At 70.8% G+C, this 14,652-nt stretch carries 12 protein-coding genes; 11 read left to right on the top strand and 1 reads right to left on the bottom strand.

Features of this window, described 5'->3' with window-relative positions:
- Window positions 1–48: 48 nt before the first annotated feature.
- Entirely contained in the window at window positions 49–2,370 is a 2,322-nt protein-coding gene (locus tag HB662_RS23140) for a glycosyltransferase (protein ID WP_168053349.1), read from the bottom strand.
- Between the two features lie 306 nt (window positions 2,371–2,676).
- On the opposite strand from HB662_RS23140, the gene rpsB reads away from it, so the two are divergent.
- From rpsB to lpxD, 11 genes are all read left to right on the top strand, one after another.
- Window positions 2,677–3,531 (top strand): 30S ribosomal protein S2, encoded by an 855-nt coding sequence (gene rpsB, locus HB662_RS23135; protein WP_168053347.1) that lies wholly within the window; start codon window positions 2,677–2,679, stop codon window positions 3,529–3,531.
- A 132-nt stretch (window positions 3,532–3,663) separates the two neighbouring features.
- Window positions 3,664–4,572: a translation elongation factor Ts gene (gene tsf / locus HB662_RS23130; protein ID WP_168053345.1), complete on the top strand. Its 909-nt coding sequence runs from the start codon at window positions 3,664–3,666 to the stop codon at window positions 4,570–4,572.
- Between the two features lie 221 nt (window positions 4,573–4,793).
- Window positions 4,794–5,516 (top strand): UMP kinase, encoded by a 723-nt coding sequence (pyrH, locus tag HB662_RS23125; RefSeq protein ID WP_168053343.1) that lies wholly within the window; start codon window positions 4,794–4,796, stop codon window positions 5,514–5,516.
- 75 nt (window positions 5,517–5,591) lie between these two features.
- Window positions 5,592–6,164 carry a ribosome recycling factor gene (frr, locus tag HB662_RS23120; protein ID WP_168053341.1) on the top strand — a complete coding sequence of 191 codons (573 nt, stop codon included), beginning with the start codon at window positions 5,592–5,594 and terminating at the stop codon, window positions 6,162–6,164.
- A gap of 31 nt (window positions 6,165–6,195) precedes the next feature.
- Entirely contained in the window at window positions 6,196–6,996 is an 801-nt protein-coding gene (uppS, locus tag HB662_RS23115; protein WP_168053339.1) for a polyprenyl diphosphate synthase, read from the top strand.
- Window positions 6,997–7,009: 13 nt separating this feature from the next.
- Window positions 7,010–7,879, top strand: coding sequence for a phosphatidate cytidylyltransferase (locus HB662_RS23110; RefSeq protein ID WP_168053337.1), 870 nt, complete (start codon window positions 7,010–7,012; stop codon window positions 7,877–7,879).
- On the top strand, window positions 7,867–9,045 hold the full coding sequence (gene dxr, locus HB662_RS23105) for a 1-deoxy-D-xylulose-5-phosphate reductoisomerase (RefSeq protein ID WP_168053335.1): 1,179 nt from the start codon (window positions 7,867–7,869) through the stop codon (window positions 9,043–9,045). Before HB662_RS23110 ends, dxr begins: the two co-directional genes overlap by 13 nt.
- Before the next feature lie 56 nt (window positions 9,046–9,101).
- Window positions 9,102–10,202 carry an RIP metalloprotease RseP gene (gene rseP, locus HB662_RS23100; protein ID WP_168053982.1) on the top strand — a complete coding sequence of 367 codons (1,101 nt, stop codon included), beginning with the start codon at window positions 9,102–9,104 and terminating at the stop codon, window positions 10,200–10,202.
- 192 nt (window positions 10,203–10,394) lie between these two features.
- Window positions 10,395–12,734, top strand: a complete 2,340-nt coding sequence (gene bamA / locus HB662_RS23095; protein WP_168053333.1) for an outer membrane protein assembly factor BamA — start codon at window positions 10,395–10,397, stop codon at window positions 12,732–12,734.
- 23 nt (window positions 12,735–12,757) lie between these two features.
- The gene (locus HB662_RS23090) at window positions 12,758–13,558 is read left to right on the top strand and encodes an OmpH family outer membrane protein (RefSeq protein ID WP_168053331.1); all 801 of its coding nucleotides are present in this window, start codon (window positions 12,758–12,760) and stop codon (window positions 13,556–13,558) included.
- A gap of 3 nt (window positions 13,559–13,561) precedes the next feature.
- Entirely contained in the window at window positions 13,562–14,599 is a 1,038-nt protein-coding gene (gene lpxD / locus HB662_RS23085; protein WP_168053329.1) for a UDP-3-O-(3-hydroxymyristoyl)glucosamine N-acyltransferase, read from the top strand.
- Window positions 14,600–14,652 lie beyond the last annotated feature (53 nt).

Raw genomic sequence — 14,652 nt, 5'->3', positions numbered from 1 at the left:
AGGGCATTAGCCCAGCGGGCGCGGCGGCGCCAAGCCGGCCGCCGGCGCTCAGGCGCGCGCCGCGGCGGCGGGGCGTGGCACGCCGCGGGCCAGGCCGGCCAGGTTCCGCATGGCTGGCGCCAGCGCCGCGGGGGCGAAGTGGCGGCGGCCGAAGGCCAGCGCCGCCTCGCCCATGCGCAGCCGTGCCGCCGGGTCCAGCACCAGCCCGGCCAGCTGCGCGACGAAGCCGGCGCGGTCCTCCGCCAGCGCATAGGCCTCGCCCGCGCCGCCGGTGATGCCGTACAGCGCCTCCGCCGTCAGCACGCTCGGCAGGCCGTGGCTGAGATACTCCACCGTCTTGATCTTCAGCCCACCGCCGTAGAACACCGGGTTCACCCCGATATCGAGCGTCGTCAGGAAATCCTCCGGCCGCGGCACCGCGCCATGCAGCACCACGCCGGGCCGCCCGGCGGGCATGGTCGTGCAGACATCGCCGGCGACATGCAGTTCTGCGCCCAGCGGCGCGATCGCCGGCCAGACCTGATCCAGCAGCCAGGTCAGCCCATCCCGGTTCATCGGGCTGTCGCCGCCGATGAAGCCGACCCGCACCGGCCCTTCCGCATCACGCGGCGCCCGCGGCTGCACCGAGACGACATGCGGCGCCAGCATCACCCGGCCGGGCAGCAGGGCATCGAGCCAGTTGAACTCGTCCTGCTGGATCGCCAGCAACTGGTCGAAGCCGGAAAGGATCCGCAGTTCCTCCTGCACGCTGATCTCGATGAAGTGGCGCCGGCCGAAATGGGCGAAGTTGCGGGCGCGCAGCGACATGATGTCGTGCGTATCGAGCACCGTCAGCACCGGCTGGTGGATCGCGTGGCGCAGGTAGGACAGGCGGATGTATTCCAGCACCACCGCATCCGGCGGGTTGGCGGCCAGGTGGCTGGCGAAGGCGGGCAGCGCGGCCGCGATGGTGGAGCGCCGTTCAAAGGGCGTCAGCCCCGGTGGCAGCCGCGCATCCGGTGTCGGCGGCAGCGCCCCCGTGGGGAAGATGCGGGACCGGCCGCCCAGCAGCGCCTTGGCGTAGGATATCTCGGACGGCGACATGGTGCCGATGAAGAACAGGTCGAGATCCATCTCCGTCCGCGCCGCACGGGCCAGGGCGGCGATGCGCGCGTGGTTGCCCAGCCGCTCCTCCCAGAAGCGGAGGTCGGTCACCAGCAGCGTGCGTGGCCGGTCCATCGCCAGCCGCAGCATGGCGGGGCTGGCGAGGCGGCGCTGTTCGGCCGCCACCCGCGCAGAATAGCGGCGCCACAGCGTGGCGGAGGCGGCGGCGATGCGCGGCCGCAGCGCCGGGTCCTGCACCGCGCGCTGCACTAGGCCGGCCAGCGCCATCGCATCGGCGGCGGCATGGAAGGCCGCCTGCGGCTCCAGCCCGGCGAAGGCTTCCGCCGTGCCGGCAACGGGGCGACCGCGGGACAGCGCCTCCACCGTCTTGATCTTCAGCCCGGTGCCGCCCTCATGCGGGTTCACCACCAGGTCCACGGCGGCATACAGGTCATCCGGATCCGCCACCGGGCCCATCAGCGCCAGGCCGGGTGCGGCCTGCAGATGGCCCGCGGCGCTGCCGGCAATGCGGATCTCGGCCCCGGCGGCGGCCAGCGCCGGCAGGTCCAGCGCCGCCAGGAAACGGTCCAGCGCGCGGGTATTCATCGGGTTGGAGCTGCCGAGATAGCCGATGACGAAGCGGCCATCCGGCGCCCGCGGCGGCAAGGGCGGGCGATCGCCGGCCGGGAGATGGCCCAAAGTGAGCACGGGCTTCGGGCTATAGGCCTCGAAGGCGGCGCGCTCCTCGTCCTGGATCGCCAGCACCAGGTCGGCCCGGCCGAAGCCGCGCGCCTCCTCCGCCTGTGTGGTGAAGTAGAAGGACGGGTTCAGGCCCAGCGCGCGCAGCCGCTGGTCGCGCCCGCCAAACTGGTCATGCGTGTCCAGCACCTTCAGTACCGGGGCGGCGAAGCGCAGGTTGGGCGGCGGGAAGAAGGTGAAGGCGCGGCTCAGGAAGACGTATTCCACCAGCACCATGTCGAAGCCCGGCCGGCGGACGGCGAGCGTCACCAGCACATCCTCCAGCGCCGGCTGCACCCAGTCATCCAGCCCGAAGCTGCCGCCTAGGCTCGGCCTCTCCTGGGCGCGATCATGCGGCACCAGGATCAGCTCGTCCCATGCGTCTCGCATGGAATCAAGATGTTCCGGTGCGACCTTCTCACGGTCCAGCAGGCAGAGCGTGATGCTGTGCCCGGCCGCCTTGAGGTCCGACAGCACGGCATGGATGCGGGCGCGATTGCCGGCGTCCTGCGGATGGCTTGGCGTGGGGGAGACGACCAGGATGCGCATGGCGGGCTTGGGATGTCCGGAAGGCGAGGCGCCAGGATAGGGGCGGGGGGCCGTGCCGCAAGCCCGTGCGTCAAGGACGGTCGCCGCTAGCCGGGCTGCAACGGCGCCTTCGGGGTTGCGAGCAGCGCCGCGGTGGGGCATACCGCGCCCGCCGGTCCGGGGTGCGTGCCCCGGGGCGGCAAATTCGCACGCGGTGCACCTTCCGGGGGTCTCCCCGAGGGTCCGGTCCCCTCCCTTCGGTCTGATGGGCGGGGGCTGCAGCGCGGAGGCTCAACCGGACCACTGGAAGTAGAAAGGATTTCGCCGATGGCGATGCCCGATGTCACCCTGCGCGGCCTGCTCGAGGCCGGCGTGCACTTTGGCCACCACACCCGCCGCTGGAACCCCCGGATGGCGCCGTACATCTTCGGCGTGCGCAACCAGGTCCATATCCTGGACCTGCAGCAGACCGTGCCGATGATGGACCGCGCGCTGCGCGCGATCCGCGACGTGGTGGCCGCCGGCGGCCGCGTGCTGCTGGTCGGCACCAAGAAGGCCGCTGCCGAATACGTTGCCGAAAGCGCCGCGCGCTGCGGCCAGTATTATGTGAACCACCGCTGGCTCGGCGGCATGCTGACCAACTGGAAGACCATCCAGGGCAGCATCAAGCGCCTGAAGCAGATGGAAGAGCAGCTCGGCGGCAACATCCAGGGCCTCACCAAGAAGGAAGTCCTGATGCTGACGCGGGAGCGCGAGAAGCTCGACCGCGCGCTCGGCGGCATCAAGGACATGGGCGGCCTGCCGGACATCATCTTCGTCATCGACACGGTGAAGGAGAAGCTGGCGATCGAGGAGGCCAACAAGCTCGGCATCCCGGTGGTCGCCGTGGTCGACAGCAACGCGGACCCGATGGGCATCGCCTATCCGATCCCGGGCAATGACGACGCGATCCGCGCCATCCACCTGTATTGCGACAGCGTCGCCGGCGCGGTGCTGGACGGCATCTCCGCCGAGCTCGGTTCCTCCGGTGCCGACCTCGGCGCGGCCGAGGAGCTGCTCCCTGAGGCGCTGCCGGACGTCGCCGACGTGCTGCCCGAGGCGGTTGCCGCCGAGATCGCCGCCGAGGCGCCCGCGGCCGAGCCGGTTGCGGAAGAGCCCGCCAAGGACGCTCCGGCGGCCTGAGGCGCCACCCCCGGCACGCCGGGGGCGGGTTGTGACGTGAGGCCGGGCATTGCGCGCCCGGCCGGCTGAGTTGGAGGCCGCCCCGGGCATGCTGCCGGTGCGGCCGTGATGCGATGGACGGGGACGATCGATATGGCCGAGATCACCGCGGCGATGGTGCGCGAGCTGCGCGAGAAGACCGGCGCCGGCATGATGGACTGCAAGAAGGCGCTGGTCGAAGCCGCCGGCGACATGGAGGCCGCGATCGACTGGCTCCGCAAGAAGGGCCTCTCCGCCGCCGCCAAGAAGTCCGGCCGCGTGGCCGCCGAGGGCCTGGTGGGCGTCGCCTCCGGCCCGAACATCGCGGCGATGGTCGAGGTGAATGCCGAGACCGACTTCGTGGCGCGTAACGAGAGCTTCCAGAACTTCGTCGCCGAAGTGGCGGGCCTGGCCCTGTCCGTGGGCGATGACGTGGAGGCGCTGAAGGCCGCGACCTATCCCGGCACGATGCATTCCACGCAGGAAGAACTGACCCGCCTGATCGCCACGATCGGCGAGAACATGACCATCCGCCGCGCCAAGGTGCTGCGCGTGCCGTCGGGCGCCGTCGCCACCTACATGCACAATGCGGTGAAGCCGGGCCTCGGCAAGATCGGCGTGCTGGTCGCGCTGGAAGCCGGGAGCGAGATCGACGCCCTGGAGGCGCTCGGCCGCCAGATCGGCATGCATGTGGCCGCGACCCGGCCGGAGGCGCTGGACGTCAACGCCGTCGACCCCTCCGCGCTGGAGCGGGAGAAGGCGGTGCTGCGCGAGCAGGCGGCAACCTCCGGCAAGAAGCCCGAGATCGTCGAGAAGATGATCGAGGGCCGCATCCGCAAGTACTACGAGGAAGTGGTGCTGCTGGAGCAGGTCTGGGTGCATGACGGCGAAAGCCGCGTGCGCCAGGTGGTGCAGAAGGCCGGCGGCAAGCTGACCGGCTTCGAGCGCTTCCACCTGGGCGAGGGCATCGAGAAGGCGGCCAGCGACTTCGCCGCCGAAGTGGCCGCAGCCGCCAAGGGCTGAGACAGGCTACCCGGCCCGCGCGGCCGGGTGGTACCCCCTCGCATCGGCCTCGCCGGGGCAGGATGGGGCGCGCGATCGGGCGCGAAATCGCCCGCATGGCCGCCAAAAGGGGGCGGGCGAAGGCCGCAATGCGCCATACGCGTGCTGCCCCTTCGCCTTGCCGCCGCCACGGTGCGCCGACTATGTTACGCAACGCAAGCCAGCCGGACTCCCGATATCAGATGAGCAGACCCCCCCTCTACAAGCGCGTCCTGCTCAAGGTCTCCGGCGAGGCGCTGATGGGCAATCGCGACTACGGCCTGGACATCGCCGTGCTGAAGAACATCGCGGAGGATATCCGCGATGTCGTGGCGCTCGGCGTCGAGGTCTGCATGGTGATCGGCGGCGGCAACATCTTCCGGGGTGTGGCCGGGGCTTCGGCCGGCATGGACCGCACCCAGGCCGATGCCATGGGCATGCTGGCGACCGTGATGAACGCGCTGGCCATGCAGAACTGGCTGGAAAAGCTGGGCGTGCCGACCCGCGTGCAATCCGCCATCCCGATGGCCAGCCTGTGCGAGCCCTTCATCCGCCGCCGCGCGATGCGGCACATGGAGAAGGGCCGCGTGGTGATCTTCGCCGCCGGCACCGGCAACCCGTTCTTCACCACGGATACCGCCGCGGCGCTGCGTGCCAATGAGATGGGCTGCGATGCGCTGTTGAAGGGTACGCAGGTGGATGGCGTGTATTCCGCCGACCCGCGCAAGAACCCGAACGCCGAACGCTACACGACGATCACCTATCTCGATGTCCTCTCGCGCGACCTGGCAGTGATGGACGCCGCCGCCATCAGCCTGGCGCGGGAGAACAAGCTGCCGATCGTCGTGTTCAACATCCACGAGCCGGGTGCCTTCACCGCCGTCATGAAGGGCGAGGGGAAGTTCACCACCGTGGTCGATCCTTAGACCAATGTTTGTCGCATTTTCCGACCTGTCGGGCGGGTTCGCCTGACCTGGAAATGCTGAAGAGGGAATCCGGGCATGGCCGCCGACTTCGCCGAGTACAAGCTCGAACTGCAGCGCCGCATGGACGGTGCGCTTGAGACGCTGAAGAAGGAATTCCAGGGCCTGCGGACCGGCCGCGCCAGCCCCGCGCTGCTGGAGCCGATCCGTGTCGAGGCCTATGGCAATGTGCAGCCGCTGGTGCAGGTCTCCAACATCTCGGTCGCCGGTCCGGGGATGCTGTCCGTCCAGGTCTGGGACAAGTCGGTGGTCAAGGCGGTTGAGATCGCGATCCGCGATTCCGGCCTCGGCCTGAACCCGCAGACCGAGGGCCAGGTGATCCGCGTGCCGCTGCCGCCGCTGACCACGGAACGACGCAACGATCTTGTGAAGACCGCATCGAAATATGCGGAGGCCAGCAAGGTTGCCATGCGCGGCGTCCGGCGCGATGCAATGGAGACCGTCAAGGGCTGGGAGAAGGACAAGAAGTCCGAGGTCTCGCAGGATGACGTCAAGCGTTGGACGGATGAGATCCAGAAGATGACCGACCAGAGCATCAAGACCGTGGATGCCACCCTGGCGGAGAAGGAAAAGGACATCCGGACAAGCTGATGGCACGCCGGGCGGCTTGGACGGGCGGGTGATGAGCGCGGCGGCAAAGCCGCTGGGGCCGGCCGGGCAAGCGCTCGGCGAGCAACCGCAAGGTGCGGCCGCGGTTGCGGCACGCCCTGCTGGCGGCGGCAGGTCGCCGCAGCACATCGGCATCATCATGGATGGCAACGGCCGTTGGGCCGCGGCGCGCAGCCTGCCGCGCGCGCTCGGCCACAAGGCGGGCGCCGAGGCCGTGCGGCGCACCATCGAGGCCGCGGCGCAGGCCGGAATCCCCTGGCTGACGCTGTTCGCCTTCTCCTCCGAGAACTGGCAGCGGCCGCCGGAGGAAGTCCGCGACCTGACCGGGCTGATGCGGATGTACCTCCGCTCCGAGGTCGGCACCCTGGCGAAGGAAGGTATCCGGCTTCGGGTGATCGGCGAGCGCGAGCGTTTCGGCGCGGAAACCGTGCGCGCGATCGGCGCGGCGGAAGCGGCGACCGCTCATGGCACCCGGCTCAACCTTAACGTCGCCGTCTCCTACGGTGGGCGGGCCGAGATCGTGGCGGCGGCACGGGACCTGGCGCGCCGGGTGGCCGCGGGCACGCTGGACCCGGAACAGGTGGATATGGCGGCCTTCGCCGGCCAGCTTTCGACCGCCGGCATGCCCGACCCGGACCTGATCATCCGCACCAGCGGCGAGCAGCGGCTGTCCAACTTCCTGCTGTGGCAGTCGGCCTACGCGGAATTCGTCTTCCAGGATGTGCTGTGGCCGGATTACGACGCGGCGCATCTGGGCCAGGCCATCGCCGAATATGCCCGCCGGGACCGTCGCTACGGCCTGCGGGTCGCGTGATACGGCTGGTTGCATGACCCCGAGTCCCAGTCCGTCCGCCTCCGGCAAGCGCTGGACGGACCTCCGCAAGCGGGCCTTGTCCGCCGCCGTGCTGCTGCCGGCGGCGCTCGCCTGCATCTGGTTCGGCGCGGAATCCTTCACCGCCATGGTGGCGCTGGCCGTTGCGGTGCTGACCTGGGAATGGGTGCATCTGTGTGGCCGGCGGACCCGGGCCTTCCCCGGCCTGGCCGTGCCCCTGGTGGTGCTGGCCGCCGGCACGCTGGCGGTGATGGACCGGGTGCGGGTCGGGCTGCTGGTGCTGCTGGCGGGCTTCGCCGTCACCTGGCTGGGCGTTTCGCTGATGGGCCGGCGCTCCGGCGTCACCCAGCCGGCGCGGCGGCTGGCGGCGGGGGTGCTCTATATCGGCCTGGCCGGCCTGGCGCTGATCGAGCTGCGGCACGACAATGAGGCCGGGCGCGGCAATGTGCTGTTCGTCTTCGTCGTGGTCTGGGCCTCCGATATCGGCGCCTACCTGGCGGGCCGGGCCTTTGGTGGGCCGAAGCTGGCGCCTGCCGTTTCCCCCAACAAGACCTGGTCCGGCGCGCTTGGCGGGCTGGTGGCGGCGCTGATATTCGGCGGCGCCTGCGCGCTGGCCTTCACGCCGGGTGCGGCGCTGGCTTCCATCGCCGTGGTCGTGGTTCTGGTGGGCGTCGCCTCGCAGGCGGGGGATCTTCTCGAATCCGCCATCAAGCGCCACTTCAAGGTGAAGGACACCTCGTCCCTCATTCCCGGCCATGGCGGGCTGCTGGATCGGCTGGACGGGGTGCTGGCGGCGGCACCGGTGGCGGCGCTGCTGTCCTATGCGCTGGGGCAGGGGCGGCCGCTTTGGGGATGGACCTGGTGACACGTTCGGTTTCCATCCTCGGCAGCACCGGCTCGGTGGGTCGTTCGACCGTGGCGCTGCTCGACGCCGCGCCGCCCGGCGCCTTCCGGGTGGAAGCGCTGGTCGCCAACCGGGATTTCGCGGTTCTTGCCGAACAGGCGTTGCGGCATCGCGCGCGGCTCGCCGTGGTGGCGGATGAAAGCGCCTACGGTGATCTGAAGGCGGCACTTTCCGGCAGCGGCATCGCGGTGGCCGCGGGCGCGGCCGCGGTGGAAGACGCCGCGGCGCGCCCGGCGGACTGGACCATGGCCGCCATCGTCGGCGCGGCCGGCCTGCGCTCCACCCTGGCGGCGCTGGCCCGGGGCGGCACGCTGGCGCTGGCCAACAAGGAAAGCCTGGTCTGCGCGGCGGAACTGGTGCTGGCCGTGGCGGCGGCGGGCGGCGCCACCCTCCTGCCGGTCGATTCCGAGCACAACGCGATCTTCCAGGCGCTGGATGGCCAGGACCCGGCGGGGGTCGAGAAGATCATCCTGACGGCCTCCGGCGGTCCGTTCCGCGAATGGACGCTGGAGCGCATGGCCCGCGCCACGCCGGCGGAGGCGGTACGCCACCCGGTCTGGTCGATGGGCGCCAAGATCAGCATCGATTCCGCCACCATGATGAACAAGGGGCTGGAACTGATCGAGGCCGCCCGCCTGTTCCCGGTGCCGGAAGCGCGGATCGAGGTGCTGGTGCATCCACAATCCGCGGTGCATGGCCTGGTGCAATTCGCCGATGGGTCGCTGATGGCGCAGCTCGGCACCCCGGACATGCGCACCCCCATCGCCCATGCGCTGGCCTGGCCGAAGCGCATCCATGTCGGCGCGCCGCGGCTGGATCTCGCCGCGCTGGGGCGGCTGGATTTCGCGGCGCCGGACCCGCAGCGCTTCCCGGCGCTGCGCCTGGCGCGGGAGGCCTTGCAGGCGGGCGGCGGCGCCCCGACTATATTGAACGCCGCGAACGAGGTGGCGGTGGGGATGTTCCTCGGCAGCCGCCTCGGCTTCCTGGAGATCGCGTCGGTGGTCGAGGCTACGCTGGAGGGTCTGGTGGCGGCGCGGGCGGAGGGGCTGGAGGATATCCTGGCCCTCGATGCCGCGGCCCGCCGTGCCGCATCCCGCCATGCCGAGGCCCGCGCCGCGGTCTGCTGAAGGCCATACCCGCGTTATCGGGCGCCTTTGCGCCGCTGGAGAGCACCTTGGATTTCCTGCCCGAACCGATCCGCACCATCCTGGCCTTCGTGGTCGTGCTGGGCGTGCTGGTGTTCTTCCACGAGCTTGGCCACTACCTCGCGGCGCGCTGGCGCGGCGTCTATGTGGAGCGCTTCTCGGTCGGCTTCGGCCGTGCGATCGCCGCCTGGACCGACCGGCAGGGCACCGAATGGCGCATCGGCTGGCTGCCGCTGGGCGGCTATGTGAAGCTGCACGGCCAGGAACAGCCGGAGGACGTGCCGGAGGAGGTGCGCGCCGCCTGGCGCTCCGGCCAGACCTTCCACGAGAAGCCGGTGGGCGATCGCGCCATCGTCGTCGCCGCCGGCCCGCTGGCCAATTTCGTCCTCGCCGCCCTGATGTTCGGCGCGCTGTACATGACGGTCGGCCAGCCCGCCGCCACCACGGCGGTCGGCACCGTGCAGGAAGGCTCCGCCGCCGCCACCGCCGGGCTGCTGCCGGGCGACCGCATCGTGGCGCTGGATGGCCAGCCGGTAACGCGGTTCGAGCAGGTGCAGCGGCACATCCAGCCGCGTGCCGGTACGCCGGTGGCCGTGACGGTGGAGCGTGACGGTGCCGAACGCACGCTGACGGCGACGCCCGCCGCGCGGGTGACGGGCGAGACCTCGGTCGGCATCCTCGGTGTCGGCGCCGCGCCGACGCAGTTCGAGCGGCTGGACCCGTTCAGCGCGATCTGGGCCGGCACGAAGCAGACGGCGGACATCACCGTGCAGACGCTGGGCGCCGTGTGGCAGATGATCGCCGGCGGACGCGGCGCGGAAGAACTCGGCGGGCCGCTGCGAATCGCGCAGATGTCGGGCCAGGTGGCGGAGCTCGGCATCGCCAGCCTGATTTCCTTCATGGCGGTGCTGTCGGTGAACCTGGCGCTGATCAACCTGTTCCCCATCCCGGTGCTGGATGGCGGCCACCTGATGTTCTACGCGGCGGAGGCAATCCGCGGCCGGCCGCTGCCGGCGCGGGCGCAGGAATACGGCTTCCGCGCCGGATTCGCGCTGCTGATCACGCTGTTCGTCTTCGCGACATGGAATGACCTTTCACAGTTCGGCCTGTTCCGCTGGGCGGCGGGGCTGTTCGGCTGAGCGCGGACCGGCGAAAATCTTGAGGATTTTCAGGGGCAGGGGCGTGATGCGCGTGGCACCTGCCCCGCTTCGGCCGCTTTTGCCGGGCAGGTTGCGGCGCACGGGCCCGGCGGGCGCGCCGCCGGGGGTGGCGGCCCCTTGGTCGCTCGGGTAGTCTCCGCCGCCTTACTCACCCCCCCGGGGATACACCTCTTGGTCGCCAATCGGCTCCTCCTGCTCGCCGCCACCTGCCTCGTCCCCGTCGGCCTCGCGCTGAACGCGGAAGCGCAGACCCGCGGTCCGCGCACGCCCAACGCCGCCGCTCTCCCCGCCTCCGGCGTGGTCCGCGGCATCGATGTCACCGGCAACCAGCGCATCGAGGCGGATACCGTCCGCTCCTACATGCTGCTGCAGCCGGGCGACCCGTTCGACGCGGACCGGCTGGACCGCAGCCTGCGGACGCTGTTCGCCACCGGGCTGTTCCGGGACGTGACGGTGGCCCGCCAGGGCGACCGCATCCGGGTGGTGGTGGAGGAGAATCCGATCGTCAATCGGGTGGCCTTCGAGGGCAACAGCAAGGTCTCCGACGATGTACTGACCCCGGAAGTGACGCTGCGCGCCCGCGCGGTGTTCACGCCGCAGGCCGCCCAGGCGGACCGCCAGCGCATCCTGGACCTCTATGCCCGCCGTGGCCGCTTCGCGGCGCGGGTCGAGCCGAAGATCATCCAGCTCGACCAGAACCGCGTCGACGTGGTGTTCGAGATCACGGAAGGCGATGCCGCGCTGGTCAGCCGCATCTCCTTCGTCGGCAACACCGCCTTCTCCGATGGCCGGCTGAAGGATGTGGTCGCGACGCGGGAACAGGCCTGGTACCGCATCCTGTCCACCTCCGACATCTACGACCCGGAGCGGCTGAACTTCGACCGCGAGCTGCTGCGCCGCTACTATCTGCGCCAGGGCTATGCCGATGTGCAGGTCACCGGCGCGGTGGCCGAGCTCGCGCCCGACCGCAGCGGCTTCTTCGTCACCTATACGATCGACGAGGGCCCGCGCTACCGCGTCGGCAAGACCGAGATCACCAGCACGCTGCGCGGGGTGGAGGCAGATTCGCTGCGCGGCGAACTCGCGATCAGCGAGGGCGACTGGTATGACGGCGACGCCGTCGAACGCTCCGTCGAGGCACTGTCGGATGCCGTCGGGCTGCGCGGCGTGCCGTTCGTGGAGGTCCGCCCGCGCGTGACGCGCGACCGCGAGAACCGCCGCGTCGACGTGACCTTCGAGGTTGCCGAGGGCAACCGCGCCTATGTCGAGCGCATCGACATCATCGGCAACAGCCGCACCGCGGACCGCGTTATCCGCCGCGAATTCCGCATCGCGGAGGGCGATGCCTTCAACGCCGCGCAGGTGCGCCGCTCGCGCCAGCGCATCCGCGACCTGGGCTATTTCGGCGGCGCCGAGATCAATGTGCAGCCCGGCTCCGCGCCGGATCGCACGGTGCTGCAGACCACCGTCTCGGAACGCCCGACCGGCGAAATCTCGCTTGGCGGCGGCTTCTCGACCGATGCCGGCCTGCTGACCGATTTCGGCATCCGGGAACGCAACTTCCTCGGCACCGGTATCGATGCGCGGCTGCAGACCCTGCTGGCGCAGCGCCGCACGCAGGTGGATTTCTCGGTCACCGACCCGGCCTTCCTCGACCGCAACCTGGCGGCCGGCGTGGACCTTTTCTACATCACGCGCGACCTGCAGGAGACCTCGAGCTACTCCGAACGCCGCGCCGGCATCGTGCTGCGCGCCGGCTACGAGTTCAACGAGCGGGTGCGGCAGAGCTGGGCCTACAGCCTGGTGCAGCGAGATGTGTTCGACGTCGAGTCGGACGCGAGCCGCTTCATCAAGGAACAGACCGGCATCACGCTGCTGTCGCAGATCGGCACCACGCTGTCCTACGACGTGCGTGACAGCCGGATCGAGCCGCGCAGCGGCTACATCGTCCGGGTCGGCACGGATGTCGCGGGCCTCGGCGGCGATGTCGCCTATGTCCGCTGGCGCGGCGACGTGGCCGGCTACATCCCGCTGGAGCGCTACCTCGGCGCCCCGGAATACGTGCTGGCCCTGCAGGGCGGTGTCGGCCTGCTGACCCCTTGGGGCGACCGGCCGGAGCGCATCATCGACCGCTTCTTCCTGGGCGGCGACAACCTGCGCGGCTTCGCACTGGCCGGTGCCGGCCCGCGCGACACCTCGGCCACCGGCAATGACGACCCGCTGGGCGGCCGGCTGATCTGGACGCAGACGACGGAACTGCGCTTTCCGCTGCCGCTGCCTTCCGAGATCGGGCTGATCGGCCGCGCCTTCGTCGATGTCGGCTCGCTGTCGGAGACGCCGGTGACCGGGACGGGCGTGCAGGATGACAGCTCGCCGCGCGTCGGCGCCGGCGTCGGCATCTCCTGGCGCACGCCGGTCGGCCTGATCAACATCGACATCGCCCAGGCGGTGGTGAAGAAGTCCTACGACGAGACGCAGCTCGTACGCTTCGGCTTCGGCACCCGCTTCTGAGCACTATCCGGGAAATCTGCCCCATGCGCCTGCGCCACCTTCTCGCGGCTTCGCTGCTGTTCGCGCCGCCCCTGTTGCTGACCCTGCCGGCCTCCGCACAGCAGCAGGGCCAGCAATGGTTCGTCCCGCCCGCGGGCCAGGCGCAGGGCCAGCAGCAGCAGCGTCCCGCCCAGCGGCCGGCGCAGCGTCCGGCAGCGCAGCAGCCTGCCGCCGGCACGCGCCCGCCGGCGCCGGTCATCGCCATCGTCGACATCCCCGAGGTTCAGCGCCTGTCCGCCGCCTTCAACCAGGTGCGGGAGGAGATCGAGCGCCGCCGCGGCAAGCTGAACGAGGATTTGCAGCGCGAGCAGGGCCGCTGGCGCGAGGAACAGCAGGCGCTGGCCGCCGCCCGTGCCACACTGGCGGCGGAACAGCTTCGTGCGCGGGAGCGTGACCTGCAGGAGCGTATCACCGACGCGCAGCGCATCTTCCGCGACCGGTCGCGCGCCATCGACCAAGCGGCGCAGGCCGGGCTGCAGCAGATCGAGCAGGCGCTGGGCGCCGTGATCCGCCAGGTCGCCGCGTCCCGCGGCGTGAACATCGTGCTGCCGCGGCCGCTGGTGATCTTCAACGACAGCGCCTTCGACCTGACGGACGAGATCTCGGCGCAGATGAACCGCGTGCTCCGCAGCGTGAACCTGCCGGCCGAGGGCGCCGCCCCGACCGAGGCGCCCGCTGCCGGCGCGCCTGCTGCCGGTGCCCCTGCTGGCGGTGCGCCGGCCGCGAACGGCGCGCCGCCGCCGCCGCCGCCGCCGGCCCCTGCCGCACCCGCACGACGGAACTGAGCCATGGCGGCGGATCCCCGCTTCTTTCCGGCGGGGTCCGCCCTGACCCTGGCCGAGGCTGCCGCCGCCGCCGGAGGCGAACTGGTCGGCGGCGACCCGGCGCTGCGCATCACAGGCGTCGGGCCGCTGCAATCGGCCGGGGCGACCGAGGTCAGCTTCCTCGACAACCGGCGCTACCTGCCGCTGCTGGCCGATAGCCGTGCCGCGGCCATCGTGCTGGCGCCCGAGCTGCTGGCCCGCCTGCCGGAAGGCCGCGTCGCGATCGTGACGAAGCAGGCCTATCTCGGCTTCGGACGCATCGCACGCGCGCTGCATCCGGTGGCGCCGCCACGGCCGGGCATCCATCCGACCGCTGCCATCGATGCCGCGGCCCAGATCGGTGCGGGGGTAGAGGTCGGTCCCTTCGCGGTGATCGAGGCAGGTGCCGAGATCGGCGAAGGCTGCATCATCGGCCCGCATGCCGTGGTCGGCGCCGGGGTGGTGCTGGGGGAGGGTTGCCGGATCGGGGCCCATGCCAGCCTTTCCCACTGCATCGCCGGCCGCTTCGTGGTGCTGCACCCGGGGGCGCGCGTCGGCCAGGAGGGCTTCGGCTTCGCGGTGACGCCGGAAGGGCGGTTCGAGACGATGCCCCAACTCGGCCGGGTGCTGCTGGAGGATTTCGTCGAGATCGGCGCCAATGCCTGCGTCGACCGTGGCAGCCAGTCCGACACCGTGCTGGGGGCGGGCACGCGCCTCGACAATCTGGTGCAGATCGGCCACAACGTGAGCACCGGCAAGGGTTGCGTGCTGGTCGCCCATGTCGGAATTGCCGGCTCCACCCGCCTCGGCAACGGGGTGCAGATGGGTGGGCAATCCGGCGTTGCCGGCCATGTCGAGATCGGGGACCGGGTTCAGGTCGCGGCCCAGTCGGGCGTCATGTCCGATGTCGGGCCGGGAGAGATTGTTGGCGGGTCGCCCGCCTGGCCGATGCGTGAGACGCTGCGCGCCTTCGCCGCGCTACGGAAACTTGCCGGCCGGCCGGCGGCCAAGCCGGCACCCTAGACCGCATCCGTTGGACTTGTGATCACGGCAATCGGTCTAGCTACTTGTTGTGG

This window comes from Falsiroseomonas frigidaquae, from assembly GCF_012163145.1.
GTDB classification, from domain to species: Bacteria; Pseudomonadota; Alphaproteobacteria; order Acetobacterales; family Acetobacteraceae; genus Falsiroseomonas; species Falsiroseomonas frigidaquae.
This window is presented reverse-complemented; position numbering and strand designations above follow the sequence as displayed.